Genomic DNA, 15402 nt, shown 5'->3' with positions numbered 1-15402 from the left:
TTCCGCCGGACTTCGCCCGCCCTTCACATAGCTTTACCCGATAGAAATTTCCGCAATGCCCAGCTCGAAGTCCAAAGCTTTCGTCACCGATCTGCTATCCCGCTCCAACGTCTCCCTCGACGGCGCCAATCCCTGGGACATCCAGGTGCATGATGACCGGTTCTATGACCGCGTCCTCAGCCAGGGCACGCTCGGGGTCGGCGAGACCTATATGGAGGGTTGGTGGGATGCCGATCATCTCGATGAGACCCTCTATCGCGGCCTCGTCGGCGACATTCCCGCCAGCCTCCCGCTCGATCCCGGCCTCATCTGGAGCATCGTGCGCGGCAAGCTCTTCAACATGCAGCGCGCCCGCGTCAGCGAGGTCGGCGAGAAGCACTACGATATCGGCAACGATCTCTACACGCGCATGCTCGACAAGCGCATGATCTATTCCTGCGCCTATTGGGAGCATGCCGATACGCTCGATGCCGCCCAGGAGGCCAAGCTCGATCTCATCTGCCGCAAGGTCGGTCTGATGCCCGGCATGCGCATCCTCGATATCGGCTCGGGCTGGGGTGGTTTCCTCAAGTTCGCCGCCGAGCGCTACGGCGTGGAAGGCATCGGCATCACCGTCTCCAAGGAGCAGGCGGCCTATGCCAATGCCAATCGCGATGGCCTGCCCATCGAGACCAAGCTCATGGATTACCAGTCCCTGGACGGCCAGTTCGACCGCATCATCTCGATCGGCATGTTCGAGCATGTGGGCTACAAGAACTACCGCCCCTTCATGGAAAAGGCCCGCAGCCTGCTGCGTCCCGGCGGCCTGCTGCTGCTCCACACCATCGGCGGCAATGTCTCGACCACCCATGGCGATCCCTGGACCGAAAAGTACATCTTCCCCAATGGCATGCTGCCGTCCGCCCGGCAGATCGCGGCCGCCAGCGAAGGGCTTTTCGTCATGGAGGACTGGCACAATTTCGGCGCCTATTACGACAAGACGCTGATGGCCTGGCACGCCAATTTCGAGGCCGCCTGGCCCGAGCTCAAGGACAGGTACGGCGAGCGCTTCTACCGCATGTGGCGCTATTACCTGCTGCTCTGCGCCGCCCTCTTCCGCGCCCGCAAGATCCAGCTCTGGCAGGTCGTCTTCTCCCCCAACGGCGTCCCCGGCGGCTACCACAGCGTCCGCTAGCCCGCCCGCCTGGAGGCACCACGATCAGCGGGTGGCGGAGCAACAGCGTCGCTACCCAACCTCCCTGGCCACCCTCCCGGCCTGGCCGCCATCCTCACCCAAACTCACCCCACCCACCGCACTTCCCCGGCCGAAGAGCCGGGGCCCACGGATCGCGCCACCCTTCGAGAGCTAGGGGGGGATCATCGCCCCACCGTGAGACTTACCCTCCCCCGCCAAACCCGGCTCACAATGATGGATGCAGCCAGGACGGCCCCACCCATCACCCGGGAGAACCACCAGCAAAACCACATGTCGCCAGATTGCTCTAACCCGCGAAAAACCCGCGAAAAACCGGCAAAAGATTGCCCGAAATTCCTTCAAAATTTAACGATTTGCAGCCAGTTACAACCAGTAACCAACAACAAGATCAAAGCATTACAGACACCACTGCGCCCAAAACCTTACCAAAAATCGCTGCAAAACCGTGAAACACCAAAATGTTTCACGCTCTCCCGATTCGGGTGCCTGCCATCCTCCCCGGGTTCGAGGCCGGTTTCCCAGCCTCCGCCCCCGGAAAGGCCACGCGAGGATAAGTCCTAGAGCAGCTTCGCCGCCGCGATGGCCAGCACGCGCTCGAAACCCGTGAGGTCGGTATAGATCGCGTCCTCGGCTGCGTCGTGCACCACCACGGTGCCGTTGCGCCGCTCCACCCCGCCATGCAGCATCAGGTTGTCGATCATCTCGAAATCCTCGACCGACAATCCATCCGGCCCGCGCCGATGCCCCTGGCTGTCGGCCACCACCGCGCCCTCGTAATAGGTCAGCACCCGCTGGTGGTGGTCATGGGCCACATTGGTATAGGCGAAGGCGTGCTTGCCCTGGCCGCACATGAAGCCGAGCTCGTATGCCGTCCCCACATCGGCCGCCACGCCCCGGAACGGGGTGAGGTTGGCGATGATGGCATCGGCCTCCAGCATCATCTGCTCGTCGATGGCGCTGATCGAAAGCCCCATCCCCTTCTTGGTCGGTGCGGGCGGAATCTCGAGGTCCCCCGGCGAGATCGGCAGGAAGCCGGCCTTGCGCGCCAGTTCCGCCTTGGCGTTGAGGATTTCACGGGCATTGGCCAGGAACACTTCGGGTCCGGCGAGGTAGACTTTGATCGACATGCTTACCAAACGACTTTGTGGGTTTCCCCGGTTTGAACATTCACGAAACCTTCGGGCGCCAGCTCCGAAGGCGCCACCAGCACCCATCGCCAGGGCGAGCAGGTGAGGGTGGCAAAGATCAGGAATTCCGGGAAACCCGGCTTCCAGAGGTTGAGCGCGGAAGGCTTATACATCCAGCTGACCTTTTCGGCCGCCCGGTAAAATGCCTGCATCTCGGTGTCGAGCGCTTCGGCGCTGCGCGCCGTCATCAGCCCGCCGATCTCGTAGCGCACTTCGCCCGCGATCTCGCCGCGATGCACCAGTACCCAGCCACCCCCGATCTCCTGCAGCCGGTTGACCGCCTTGGCCATGGCCGCATCGTCCGAACCGATCACCCAGACATTGTGGCTGTCATGGGCCACCGAGCAGGCGAGGGCCGTCTCCGGGTCTTCCGGCCCGCATCCGGTCCAGAACATCCTGGCCACCGCGCCGTCTCCGCGATAACGGTCGACCAGCGCCCACTTGGTGATGAGCCGGCCGGCATCGCGCTGCACCGCGCCATCGACGACGGCCAGTTCCTCGACCAGGAAATCCTCGTTCCAGTGGAAGGGCCGCAGCACCGCCGCATTGACCGTCTGCCGCCCCTCGGGCGCTGCGATGGCAAAATCCGCCGCCGACAGCGTCCGCCCGATATTCATCGTCCGGCTTGCCCAATCCGGCCAGTCGATCTCCGGCAGCGCGCCGACGAAGCGCCTCCCGTCCGAAACCAGCTTCCCGTCGGCATAGACATGGGCGATCGAGAGCGACGCCAGCTCGTCGAGCAATACTATGTCGGCATAGCGGCCCGGCGTGATCGAGCCGACCCATTGGTCGATCCGCATGTGCCGCGCCGGGTTGATCGTGGCGCACTGGATGGCGATTTCCGGCGCCAGCCCGTGCGCGATGGCGAAACGCACATTGTGGTCGCTCGCCCCCTTCTCCAGCGTCTCGGAGGCCGAGCGGTCGTCGGTGGTGAAGGCGATATTGGACCAGTCCGCGAGGCCTCGCTCGATCAGTCCCGGGATTATGACGTCATAGGAAAACGGCCGCAGCTCGACGAAGATGCCGCGCTGCAGCCGGTCCCACGCCTCGTCCAGCGCCCAGACCTCATGGTCCGACGACAGTCCCGCCGCCGCGAAGGCCGAGATGTCATGGGGGTCGGTAAGTCCGGAGCCATGCCCCTCGACCACGCCCCGCATCTCGAATGTCGCCCCGATCATCCCCCACATCCGCACGTAACCCGGATTGTCGGGGTTCCACACCGCCGGCCAGTCCATCACCTCGTCGAGGCTCGTCACCGACAGGTCCCCGCCCAGGAACGCCTTCTGCTCCTCATAGCCATAATAGCCGCCGCTCTCCTCCCAGGCGCTCGGCGGCACCGCCGATCCCGGCTGGATGAAGACCTTCAGCTGCGAGCCGGCCTTGCGTGCCTTCTGCCAGAACTCGGTATTGCGCGCGCCATTCACATTGGCGAACTCATGGCTCGCCTCGCATGTCCAGGTATTGCCCCGCGGCAGCACCAGCGCCGCCTCGAACTCGGGCGTGAGGTGGGTGGATTCGATATGCTTGTGCACTTCACCGAACCCCGGCACCGCCATGAGGTCGGGATAGCTGACCCGCTCTGCCACTGTCCCGCGATAGCTGCCGCGCGGCCCGACATAGGCGATGCGCCGCCCGCAGATGATGATCTCCTGATCCTCCAGCCATTGGCGCGAATGCACCGAGAGCAGCTTGCCGACCTCGATGGCGAGATCAGCCGGCGCCTTGCCGAGCGCGACCAGCGTCAGGTTCTGGCGGATCGCCACCTCGTCGGCGGCGTCCAGGATCAGGTCGTCGGGCAAGGCCATTGGCGGCACTCCAGCGTCGCGGGCATCCGGATCGGTAAACCGATTTACCACGCGATCCCGCAAGCGCCAAGCCGAGCGCCCCGCCGCCCCGTTTTCCATTCGCCGGCCGGGCTGCTAGCGTCCTCCACGATTCGGAGGCTCCCATGAGCGACATAGCCGGCAAGACCATCCTGGCCACCTTCTTCCACGCGCCCGACCGCCATGCCGTCGAGGTCCTGGAAGAAACCGTGATCGCCATCGCCGCCGACGGCCAAATCGAAACCGTCATTCGCCCCGGCGAGGTCGGCTACGATACCGCCCGCGAAGAAGTCGACCTCACCCTGCCGGACGGCTGCTACGTCCTCCCCGGCTTCGTCGATTGTCACGTCCACGCGCCGCAATATCCGCAGCTCGGCCAGGCGCTCGATGTGCCCCTCGAAGTCTGGTTGCAGCAATATACGTTCCCGCTCGAAGCGCGCTACGCCGATCTCGACTTTGCCCGCCGCAGCTATTCCACCCTCGTCGAGGACCTCCTCGCGTCAGGCACCACCACCGCGCTCTATTTCGCCACCATCCATCAGGAGGCCACGCGCCACCTCGCCGATATCTGCCTCGAAAAAGGCCAGCGCGCGCTGGTCGGCAAGGTGGTGATGGACAATGCCGAATCCTGCCCGCCTTATTACCGCGACACCTCGGCCGAAGCCGCCATCGCCGATACCCGCGCCTTCATCGATTATGTTCGCGCCCATCCCGGCAATGCCTCCGCCCGCGTCCTTCCGGTGGTGACGCCCCGCTTCATCCCGTCCTGCACCGATGAGGCCCTGGCCGGGCTCGGGCGGCTGGTCGCCGAATGCGGCTGCCACGTCCAGACCCATTGCTCGGAGAGCGACTGGGCCCATGGCTACGTGCTCGATCGGCACGGCGTCACCGATGCCGAAAGCCTCGACCGCTTCGGGCTCCTTACCCGCCGCAGCGTCCTCGCTCATTCCAATTTCCTCACCGACGCCGATATGGATCGCGTCGTCGCGCGCGGCGCCGGCGTCGCCCATTGCGCCCTCTCGAACGCCTATTTCGCCAACTCGGTCTTCCCGCTCCGCGCCGCGCTCGAACGCGGCATGCATGTGGGTCTGGGCACCGACATTTCGGGCGGCCCGTCCGGCTCCCTCTTCGAAGCTGCCCGCATGACCATCGCCGCTTCCCGCATGCTCGAAACCGGCGTCGATCCGGCGCTTCCCGCGGCCAGCCGCGGCCGCCCCGATTCCCGCATCGATTTCGCCGCGGCCTTCCACCTGGCCACGGCCGGCGGCGGCGTCCTTCTCGATCTTCCCATCGGCCAGTTCGCCCCCGGCTTCCGCTTCGACGCCATGGTCATCGACACCCGCCCCCGCGACGGCGGCATCCGCCTCCTCGCGCAAAGCAGCCAGGAAGACATTCTCCAGAAGATCGTCCACACGGCCAACCGCGCCAACATTACCCGAGTCTGGGTCGACGGCCGCAGCGTCAGCTCACGATAGTCTCGGACGAGGGCGCAGGGCCCCTCCGGCTCCGCCGGAGGGACCATCGGAAACTGGAAAGCGAAGAGAGACCTAGGGTCCGTACTCAATTGCACCGGTAGGTGAAGTTGCGATGGCCGCGCCACAACCACTGAACTTCCCCGGACTTGATCCGGGGCCCATTGCCACCCTCCACTCGAGTGGAGGAACACGTGGGCCCTCTGCGGCCGGGAAAGTTCAGTGGTTGTGGCGCGGCAGACGGACAGCGCTTCCGTTGGAATCTGTCGGATGGGGAGATAAGCGCTCTGGGGGCGCCGGGACTTATTGAGTACGAACCCTAGCGCACGGCCTCGACTGGCCGCGCCGTCGCCCGCAGCATTTCGCCCGTCGTCTCGCGCAGCAGCCGCTGCAGATGCGGCTCGTGGATCATCCCGGCTGCTTCCGCAAGGCTCAGCCAGCGGCGCTCACGCTCTTCGAGCTCGGGCCAGTCGTCCAGCTCCTGGCGCACGTCCATGGCATAGACCGTCACCTGGCAGGGCAGCAGCGTTCCGTCCTTGAGCAGCTTTTCGTAGCGATAGCTGCCGAACGGCACGACATTGGCTTCCCCGCGCACGCCTGCTTCCTCGAACGCCTCCTGCAGCGCCGCTTCGGCCGCGCTCTTGCCCGCTATCGGCCAGCCCTTGGGAATGAGCCAGCGACGGGACGTGCGGGAGGTGATGAGCAGGATTTCGATCTCGCCCCCGGCACAGCGCCGCCAGGGCAGGGCTGCAACCTGCTGGGCGTGTTGGCGTATCGGTTCTGACGCGGCCATTTACGGGACCTCGGGCGATTTGACTGTCTGCCCCATAACATCTTCCGCCTCTATTGGTTAACGAATAGTTGCAATGCTTTGGTCGGGCTTCCCCGCCCCGATGCGCCGTGGCAGTTTCCCCGGCGAATCACTTGTGGGGTTAACTCGGTCATGAAGGTCCTGGTTCTGGGCGGCGGTGTCATTGGCGTTACGAGCGCCTGGTATCTGGCCGAAGCTGGTCATGAGGTCGAGGTCGTCGAGCGCCAGCCCGGCCCGGCTCTCGAGACCAGCTTTGCCAATGCCGGCGAGATCTCGCCCGGCTATGCTTCGCCCTGGGCGGGCCCCGGCGTGCCGGTCAAGGCCATTAAGTGGCTGCTCATGCGCCACGGTCCCCTCGTTGTGCGGCCCCGGCTCGATCCGCACCAGTGGATCTGGATGGCCCAGATGCTGCGCAATTGCACCTCGGCCCGCTATGCCCGCAACAAGGCCCGCATGGTGCCCATCGCCGAATATGCGCGCGATTGCCTAAAGGCGCTGCGCGCCTCGACCGGCATCACCTATGACGATCGCGCCATGGGCACGCTCCAGGTCTTCCGCACCCAGAAGCAGCTCGATGACGCCCACAAGGATATCGAAGTGCTGCGCCAGTTCGGCGTGCCCTACGAAACCCTCGATCGCGCCGGCTGCTCCGTCGCCGAGCCGGCCCTCGCCGCCGTCAGCGAAAAGTTCGTCGGCGGCCTGCGCCTGCCGGGCGATGAAACCGGCGATTGCCAGATGTTCACCGAGCGCCTGACGGAAATGGCCAAGGCCAAAGGCGTCGTCTTCCATTTCGGCGAGACCATCAACGCCATCCGCTCCGAAGGCGGTAGGATCACCGGGGTGGAGACCACCGCCGGCACCCGCAAGGCCGACGCCTATGTCGTGGCGCTGGGCAGCTACTCGCCCCACGCCGTCCGCCCGCTCGGCATCGATCTGCCGGTCTATCCGGTCAAGGGCTATTCGATCACCGTGCCCATCGCCGACGAGAGCCGTGCGCCGGTTTCCACGGTCATGGACGAAACCTACAAGATCGCCATCACCCGCCTCGGCAACCGCATCCGCGTCGGCGGCACCGCCGAAGTCGCCGGTTTCGACCTCAAGCTGCGCCCGGCCCGCAAGGCCACGCTCGATCACTCCGTGACCGACCTCTTCCCCGGCGGCGGCGACATGTCCCGCGCCACCTTCTGGTGCGGCCTGCGCCCCATGACCCCCGACGGCCCCCCGGTCGTCAGCGGTACCTCTTTCAGCAACCTCTACCTCAACACCGGCCACGGCACCCTCGGCTGGACCATGAGCTGCGGCTCCGCCCGCCTCCTGGCCGACCTCATCTGCGGCAAACAACCCGACGTGGACCCCGCCGATGTTTCGCTCGAGCGGTATCGGGCGGGGTAGGGATTTCGAACAGCCGCTGGCAGGAACATCCTGCCCAGCCGGTAGGGCTTCCAAACGATGCAAGTATTACGAATACGTCGACATAGCATTTGCCATGGGCTAAGCCTCGAGCCAATGAACGCTTGGCCACAGAGTCCGTCTAGCAATGAATGCAGAAAATCCGCAGAAGGCACACTACGAGGCGATGCACGACGACTATGCGGCTCACTACTATGATGAAACCGCCTTGTCCTATCGTGAAAAATTCGTTCTCGGCCCTTTGGTCCGAGACGAGGACTTGTCGGAAAAGCGCATAGCCGACATAGCTTGCGGCAGCGGTCATAATTCGCAGTTGGTGCGAAAGATGTTTCCCACCGCCCATCTCGAAGGATTTGATATTTCCGAGTCTGCCTGTGCGGACTACACAGCGTTGGGTAACGGGGCGCGTGCCCACCAGGTGGACCTTACGGTACCTTTCGACGTCGAGGAGCAGTTTGATTTTGGGCTTGTAGTTGGCGGCCTGCACCACTGTATCAGCAATCTGCCGCAGGCAGCGGATAACCTGGGCCGGATGATAAAGTCTGGCGGTTCGCTCGTACTCTATGAGCCGAATGCCGATTTTGTTGGCGAGGTTGTTCGTAAGTTCTGGTACCGACGAGATGAATATTTTGAAGCGGACACAGAAGGAGCACTCCATTCGACAGAGCTTGCATCGCTGTTTTCTGATACCTTCAAGGTGCGCAAGGTCTTTGCGATAGGTGGGCCCGCATACTTTGTTATTCTCAACAGCTTGGTTCTTCGTGTCCCGCTGAAAAGTAAAAGGTACCTGGCCCCTCCACTGTTTGCCGTCGAGCGGATGTGGAATGCCTTGCCATCATCCGCCCTGAAGCCTGCCTTTGGTATGATCCTTGACAGGCGGTAGGCTAAACGATCTGCGGTACCGGCATTTTAGGTGAATGATGAAGACGCAGATCGACAAAAAGACGATTGCCGATTTTGGCGAACAATGGACTCGCTACCAGGATAATTCCGGCTTCTACGGTTCCCAGGACCTTCTGGCCGACTACCTCGAGCCATTGTTTTCGCCAAACGACATCGAGGGGCTGCGCGTCGCAGACATAGGTTCGGGCTCGGGGCGCATCGTAGGAATGCTCCTCGATGCGGGTGCGAAACACGTCGTCGCGGTAGAGCCGTCAGACGCTTTCTACGTCCTCTCGGCCAATATGGCTGCAAACAGCGAGCAAGTCACTTTGCTTCACGCGCCCGGCGACGAACTGCGAGTGGATGAGCCACTGGATTTGGTAATTTCGCTGGGCGTGCTTCACCACATCGCCGACCCGAAGCCAACAGTCCGGGCAGCCCGCGCCGCCTTGAAGCCCGGCGGGAAAATGATTGCATGGCTCTATGGCAAGGAGGGAAACGAGCTTTATCTCGCTGTAGTCGAACCCTTGCGCAAGGTCACGAGCGTTATGCCCCATTCGCTGCTATCGGGTTTCTGCTATGTGGCCGATTTGATCGTAATGGTCTACGCGCAGCTCTGCCGCTGGTTGCCACTGCCGATGCGAAATTACGTCAGCGAAATATACGGTAAACTTGCGGCCGACAAACGCCGGCTTGTTATATACGATCAGCTCAATCCCGCCTACGCCAAGTATTATACACGAGCTGAGGCATTGGCCCTTCTTGAAGAGAACGGCTTCAACAATGTTCGGGTTCATCAGCGACACGGGTACAGCTGGACTGTAATCGGCGACGCCTAGACGCTTCCTAGTGGGGTAGTATTCTGACTACCCGAGCTGGATTGCCAACGACAACCCCATAAGCCGGCACTGGTCTGATCACCACCGCGCCCATGCCGACGACTGCACCCTCTCCGATGGTAAGCGGCTCATCTGGTTTGCCGTTAATGATTGTTGCGCCGGCGCCGAGATAAGCAAAGTCGCCAATATGCACATTGCCATTGCAGCTTACTCGCGGGGCAAAAGTCACGTAGTCGCCAATAATGCAATCGTGCATCACATGTGACGCGATGTTTGACTGAAAGCTCTTGCCGATCCTCACGTTCGATGTGATCACCGCAAAATCACAGAGGACCGAGCCGGCACCAATCGACACCTGATCGTAGACCCTCGCGCTCTTGGCTATCAAGGTCGATAAATCCAGTCCGGCAGCCAGGCAGCGCTCCTCTATTCTTTGTCTTACTCGCCCATCTCCAATTGCAACGACGATTTTTCGGCTGCGGTGTTGTGATTCCTGGAGTTCAGTAAAATCTATGACCGGCCGGTCATTGCATATTCGAGGCGCGGAGGGGTTGTCGTCGACAAATACGATGTCATCGCCGACTGCCGACAGTCGTTCGGTGGCGAGCGGCGCAAGTTCCCGCGCCATTCCTCCCGTTCCATAGATCGCCAGGCGCATCTTACCGCTGCCCGGCAGCTATCGCTGCTTGAGATTGACCTGCCGGACTTGTCGTCGGGCGTTCCGAGTCGTCTGCGCGGCGCAACATGTCAACGAACGGGCCCGACGCCAGATAGAGAATGATCCAAAAAAGTGGTTGGCGCCCCTCGTAATGCAGAAGGGAAAATAGACCGACCGGAGCGACGCTGATGAAAAGAAGACCAAGAACCCGCGCCCTGTAGGCATCACGCAAGATCCATCCAACCGTTGCTACAAACAAAGCAAGGCCAAGCGCACCCGTCACGACCAGAAGATCAATGACTGTATTGTGAGCCTCGTTCAGACTTGTTGTGTTCGTTGCAGCGTCCGTCAACGGCACCTGCGGCCCGGGCCCCAGGCCGACAATTGGCGAGGCCAGCACGGCCGAGAGGGCATTGCGCCATAACGTCAGTCTAACCGTGCCCTGTCCCCCATCGGCGTCCATGTCCAGGAGTTCGGCGGAACTACTTGCTCCAACCGGCAGCAGTCGAGTCCCCTCAGGAAGAGGTAGATGGGCTGCCAGCAAAAAAAGCACTGGCAGAACAAGAACGAACGGGAGGCGCTGCGGCGTGCGCTGCAGCAACCTCAGACCGAAAAAAGCCAGCGTCAATATAAACGTGACTGCTACTGCAAGCGTAAAGGCCGAGCTATCCGTTATCGTCCCTGCGAAGCCGCAGAAGCCCGACGCCAGCACCAGTATTGGTCTAAACGACTTTTCCTTGAAATCGAGGACAAGTAGCAGTGATAGCCCAGCCGCCGCCAGAAATCCAATCTGGTTGGGATTGTTCGAGAGGCCCTGAAGCTTGGTACCCTGATAGTACATCATGGCCTGAAGTGGGTTAGGCACGACCGCCAGAAAGATGAACACAAAAAGCACGCCGGAGATGGCAAACGCAAGTGCTCTAACGTAGCGGGTCTCTCTTCCATAGCTGGCCAGCATGAAAGTGCATACTACAAAGAAAGTGAAAGCATATGCGATGCCATCGCGTATGCTTAGTCGTTGTGGGTCGGTTAGCAGTGCAAAAGCGGCAGAGACAAAAACCAGTAACAAAAAGCTGCTGGCAACGACCAGCGGCTTTATAGGCCGCCGAGGTTCGCAGGCGACTACGGCGAAAATCAATACGATGCATACCGCTGCGGCGAACAGCTCCATCAGTCCAACGACGGTGTTGAACTGTATCTGTTTGAATATCAGACTGACTATTGAGATTGAGAATACGTAAGGCGTCAGCGGTGATGATAGGATAGAAGCCGCAAGCTTCGCTGTATTGCCCTGTACTTGTCCCACGCTATTGATCTTCCCCGGAGGCCGTTTGAAGTGTCCATAGTTGTGGGCGATTATGCGTTAATTGTGCCTAGAAAATGTGACACGCGATAGAATCTGTGGATGGCCCGCGCATACGAATCTCAGTCACCAAAGACCAGTTCGCGCCACACTCTTCGAAACGGTGCACTGTCAATCGACGCAAAGCCACGATTCGTCGGTTAAAGCCGCCAGAGCTCGATATCTTGGGGTTTCCCGGTCAGGCGGAGCCTGCTCTTGATATCGAGCACGACGCCTGCTCGCGAGTTGAGTAGCTTATCGATAAGCTCCCAGCCGCCTTCAACATAGTCGCTATGCGGAACAGCCAGAATAACGGCGTCGGCCGGCGCCAGCTCCGAAAGGGGCTTTAGATCGTACCCATACTCATGGCGCAGGTCGTCCGCTCGGGCAAGCGGGTCCGCGATCTGAACTGAGACGCCGAATTTTTCGAGCTCTCGAACGATATCGATTACCCGGGTGTTGCGGATGTCGGGGACGTTTTCCTTGAACGTCACGCCCAGTACCGTCACCCGCTGGACGGGTCGCCCGGTGGCCATGCAGAGCTTGATACACTCGTGGGCTACCCGAATGCCTGTGTCATCGTTGACCCGCCGCCCCGCGAGGATCACCTGAGGATGGTAGCCTTCTTTCTCAGCGCGGAAGGTAAGATAGTAGGGATCAACACCAATACAGTGCCCACCAACCAGGCCGGGAGAAAAGTTGAGAAAATTCCACTTGGTCGCTGCAGCCTCGAGCACCGAGGCGGTATCGACACCCAGTAAATGGAATATCTCGGACAACTCGTTCATGAACGCGATATTGATGTCGCGCTGTGCGTTCTCGATGACCTTCGCCGCTTCTGCGACCTTAATCGAGGGCGCGACATGTATCCCAGCTTTGACGACCGCACCGTAGACGGCCGCGATTGTCTGGGCGGTGGCTTCATTCTGGCCCGACACTACCTTCCGAATAGTCTCGAACCGATGCTCTTTGTCGCCAGGATTGATGCGCTCCGGGGAATAGCCGACGTGGAAGTCCACCCCCGCCTTGAGCCCCGAATATTCCTCAAGCACGGGAATGCAGTCTTCTTCCGTAGCGCCTGGGTAAACGGTCGATTCGTAGACAACGATGCTGTTCTTGCGCAGCGCGCTTCCAACCAGCTTTGACGCGCTGCGCAATGCCGTCAGGTCTGGCCGGCGAGCCGCGTCTATCGGCGTCGGTACGGTAACGATGAAGAAATCAGCTTCGCTAAGCTCGGCGGCGTCGTCTGTGACGAAAAGCTTGGCCGCCACGAGATCGGATTCTTCGACTTCACGGGTCCAATCATGGCCCTTACGCAGCGCCTGAACGCGCTCCTTGTCGATATCAAAGCCGATAACGTCAGCCCCCGCGAGCCCGAAGGACACCGCTACCGGCAGGCCAACATAACCAAGGCCAATGACCGCCAGCTTTCTCTCAGACAGCATGGACATACCCGTCGTCACGTTCGCTTCTCTGGCGATGGCTATTAGTGGATTAGTCTATCAGGCGCAACTGACATCACCCCGCGTTGCGCCGGACGCTACAGCGATTGCCGGTCCCCGCAACTTGGTCTACACGAACTTCTCCTCACGTTACGAAAAGGCCTGCCATGACAGAACTGGATACCCGCAAGCGATCCGCTCTCATTACTGGTGGCGCCGGCTTCATCGGCTACAATCTCGCCAAGCGCATGCTGGCGGACGGCTGGAACGTGACGAGTGTGGATGGGATGACGAACTATTATGACCCTGTGCTCAAGCGCCGGCGTCATGACATGCTGGCTCGATCCAACTCGTTCAAGGCCCACGAGATCATGCTGGAGAACGTCGAGGGATTGGCCGCAGCGTTTGCGGAAGCGAAGCCCGACGTTGTTGTTCATCTGGCGGCACAGGCCGGTGTTCGCTACAGCTTGGAAAATCCGCGGGCCTATATCGAGGCAAACTTGGTAGGCACCTTCAATGTGATGGAGATGGTTCGCGAGCATAAGCCGGAACACTTCCTCCTCGCCTCTACCAGTTCAGTCTACGGCGCCAATGTCGATATGCCGTTTGGCGAGGTTGACCGGACCGACCATCCCATAACGCTGTATGCAGCGACCAAGAAGGCCACGGAAAACATGGCCCATTCCTACGCGCACCTATGGGCGCTCCCAACCACAGCTTTTCGCTTCTTCACTGTCTACGGTCCCTGGGGCCGCCCGGACATGGCTCTGTTCAAGTTCGTTCGTGCCATGCTCGCCAGTCAGCCTATCGATGTATACGGCGAAGGCGATATGCGCCGTGACTTCACCTATATCGATGACCTGGTGGAAAGCATCGTTCGTTTGATCGAGGTTCCTCCCGTTACCGGAAAGCCCGTGCCTGGAGTGATCGACTCGCTTTCTCCCGCTGCACCGCATCGCGTTGTCAATATCGGCGGCGGGCACCCTGTTGGCTTGATGGAATTCATCTCCACGATCGAGCGAGAGCTGGGCCTGCCGGCCATCAAGAATATTATGCCGATGCAGCCGGGCGACGTCCGCGAAACCTATGCCAAGGCCGAGCTTCTCGAGGCCTTGACGGGCTACCGACCGGCGACGCCGGTTGACGTCGGCGTCAAGGCGTTCGTCGAGTGGTATCGCTCCTATTATCAGGTAGGATAATGGCTCGGGTCACCATAGTTGCCGGGCTGGCGCGCTCCTTGGTCAACTTTCGGGGTCCGCTTATCGATGCGCTGCTTGCTGCCGGCCATGAGGTCGAGGCAATTGCGCCACCCGCCGACGAGGCAACTCTCGCGTGGTTGAAAGAGCGCAACATTGCCTTCGTTCCCGTGGACCTGGCGCGCTCATCTCTGTCGCCCTTCAAGGACCTGCGGGTTTTCAACCAGATCAGATCTGCGCTCGCGAGATCAAAACCAGATGTTCTGATTGCCTACACAATCAAACCTGTAATTTATGGGACTTTGGCGGCCTTTTTCGCAGGGGTAAGGCGCAGGTACGCTATGATTACGGGCTTGGGATACGCGTTCACTGGAGGTGAGGCGTCGATCAAGCGGAAACTGGTCTACCAGGTTGCCACTACTCTCTACCGCATAGCATTGAGTCGGGCTCAAGTGGTTCTGTTCCAAAATCCAGATGATCTTGCCGCATTCAGGCAAGCCGGGATCCTGAGCGAGAACGCGCGGGTTGCGATCGTTAACGGCTCGGGAGTTGATACCGCCCACTACGTGCCCAGCCCTTTGCCTGAGACACCACAGTTTCTGATGATCTCCCGACTGGTTGCCGATAAAGGGGTCGCCGAGTACATCGAGGCGTCCCGATTGCTGCACGAGATTTTGCCCGATGCCGGCTTTCATCTGGTCGGCCCACGCGACCCGAATCCCGCGGTTCTGAATTTTGCGATGCTCGATGAAGCCATCGAAGCCGGCGCGATTACTTACCACGGTGAGCTCGCTGATGTGCGACCGGCGATCGCGGCTTGCAGCATCTACGTGCTTCCTTCCTATCGAGAGGGTACGCCCCGCTCAGTGCTGGAGGCAATGGCGATGGCCAGGCCAATCATTACCACCGACGCTCCTGGCTGCAGAGAAACCGTCGAGGACGGGGTGAATGGCATCTTGGTTCCGGTCAAGAATGTCCAAGCGCTCGCTGATGCAATGAAGCGCCTTGCCAGCGACGCGTCGTTGCGTCACCTCATGGGACAGGCCAGCAGAGCGCGCGCGGTAGCGAAGTATCGCGCCGAGGACGTTGCTGCCGCAGTTCTGGATGCATGTGACCTTCGGCGCGAAGACGGCCACGCGCGGTAG

Annotated in this window: 13 protein-coding genes; 7 read left to right on the top strand and 6 right to left on the bottom strand. The window is 61.0% G+C overall.

Annotated features, from left to right (window positions below):
* Positions 1-55 precede the first annotated feature (55 nt).
* Positions 56-1174, top strand: a complete 1119-nt coding sequence (gene cfa / locus JNE37_RS07850; RefSeq protein ID WP_203065874.1) for a cyclopropane fatty acyl phospholipid synthase — start codon at positions 56-58, stop codon at positions 1172-1174.
* A 578-nt stretch (positions 1175-1752) separates the two neighbouring features.
* Here cfa and JNE37_RS07845 read toward each other — a convergent pair.
* Both JNE37_RS07845 and JNE37_RS07840 read right to left on the bottom strand, forming a co-directional pair.
* Positions 1753-2322 carry a nucleoside 2-deoxyribosyltransferase gene (locus JNE37_RS07845; protein ID WP_035092850.1) on the bottom strand — a complete coding sequence of 190 codons (570 nt, stop codon included), beginning with the start codon at positions 2320-2322 and terminating at the stop codon, positions 1753-1755.
* Between the two features lie 2 nt (positions 2323-2324).
* A complete protein-coding gene (locus JNE37_RS07840; protein ID WP_203065873.1) occupies positions 2325-4187 on the bottom strand; it encodes an adenine deaminase in 1863 nt (620 codons plus the stop codon).
* Between the two features lie 143 nt (positions 4188-4330).
* Between JNE37_RS07840 and guaD the strand changes: the two genes are divergently transcribed.
* Positions 4331-5680: a guanine deaminase gene (gene guaD, locus JNE37_RS07835; RefSeq protein ID WP_203065872.1), complete on the top strand. Its 1350-nt coding sequence runs from the start codon at positions 4331-4333 to the stop codon at positions 5678-5680.
* A 316-nt stretch (positions 5681-5996) separates the two neighbouring features.
* Here the strand turns inward: guaD and JNE37_RS07830 are convergent, their stop codons facing one another.
* Positions 5997-6470, bottom strand: a complete 474-nt coding sequence (locus tag JNE37_RS07830) for an NUDIX hydrolase (RefSeq protein WP_052015016.1) — start codon at positions 6468-6470, stop codon at positions 5997-5999.
* Between the two features lie 150 nt (positions 6471-6620).
* Between JNE37_RS07830 and JNE37_RS07825 the strand changes: the two genes are divergently transcribed.
* The 3 genes from JNE37_RS07825 to JNE37_RS07815 all read left to right on the top strand — a co-directional run bounded on the left by JNE37_RS07825 (position 6621) and on the right by JNE37_RS07815 (position 9619).
* On the top strand, positions 6621-7880 hold the full coding sequence (locus tag JNE37_RS07825) for a D-amino acid dehydrogenase (protein ID WP_203065871.1): 1260 nt from the start codon (positions 6621-6623) through the stop codon (positions 7878-7880).
* 145 nt (positions 7881-8025) lie between these two features.
* Complete coding sequence (locus tag JNE37_RS07820; RefSeq protein WP_035092842.1) at positions 8026-8781, top strand: class I SAM-dependent methyltransferase; 756 nt, start codon at positions 8026-8028, stop codon at positions 8779-8781.
* A 34-nt stretch (positions 8782-8815) separates the two neighbouring features.
* The gene (locus JNE37_RS07815) at positions 8816-9619 is read left to right on the top strand and encodes a class I SAM-dependent methyltransferase (RefSeq protein ID WP_200879810.1); all 804 of its coding nucleotides are present in this window, start codon (positions 8816-8818) and stop codon (positions 9617-9619) included.
* A 7-nt stretch (positions 9620-9626) separates the two neighbouring features.
* Here the strand turns inward: JNE37_RS07815 and JNE37_RS07810 are convergent, their stop codons facing one another.
* The 3 genes from JNE37_RS07810 to JNE37_RS07800 all read right to left on the bottom strand — a co-directional run bounded on the left by JNE37_RS07810 (position 9627) and on the right by JNE37_RS07800 (position 13064).
* A complete protein-coding gene (locus tag JNE37_RS07810; protein WP_203065870.1) occupies positions 9627-10277 on the bottom strand; it encodes an acetyltransferase in 651 nt (216 codons plus the stop codon).
* 1 nt (position 10278) lies between these two features.
* The gene (locus tag JNE37_RS07805; RefSeq protein ID WP_203065869.1) at positions 10279-11583 is read right to left on the bottom strand and encodes an O-antigen ligase family protein; all 1305 of its coding nucleotides are present in this window, start codon (positions 11581-11583) and stop codon (positions 10279-10281) included.
* Between the two features lie 197 nt (positions 11584-11780).
* The gene (locus JNE37_RS07800) at positions 11781-13064 is read right to left on the bottom strand and encodes a nucleotide sugar dehydrogenase (RefSeq protein WP_035029759.1); all 1284 of its coding nucleotides are present in this window, start codon (positions 13062-13064) and stop codon (positions 11781-11783) included.
* A 164-nt stretch (positions 13065-13228) separates the two neighbouring features.
* On the opposite strand from JNE37_RS07800, the gene JNE37_RS07795 reads away from it, so the two are divergent.
* Positions 13229-14260, top strand: coding sequence for an SDR family NAD(P)-dependent oxidoreductase (locus JNE37_RS07795; RefSeq protein WP_203065868.1), 1032 nt, complete (start codon positions 13229-13231; stop codon positions 14258-14260).
* Positions 14260-15402, top strand: coding sequence for a glycosyltransferase family 4 protein (locus JNE37_RS07790; RefSeq protein WP_203065867.1), 1143 nt, complete (start codon positions 14260-14262; stop codon positions 15400-15402). The genes JNE37_RS07795 and JNE37_RS07790 overlap by 1 nt, the downstream gene beginning before the upstream one ends.

Origin of the sequence: Paradevosia shaoguanensis (assembly GCF_016801025.1) — a bacterium.
GTDB lineage: Bacteria > Pseudomonadota > Alphaproteobacteria > Rhizobiales > Devosiaceae > Paradevosia > Paradevosia shaoguanensis.
Note: the sequence above shows the minus strand (reverse complement) of the source record. Positions and strands in the feature narration are given on the sequence as shown.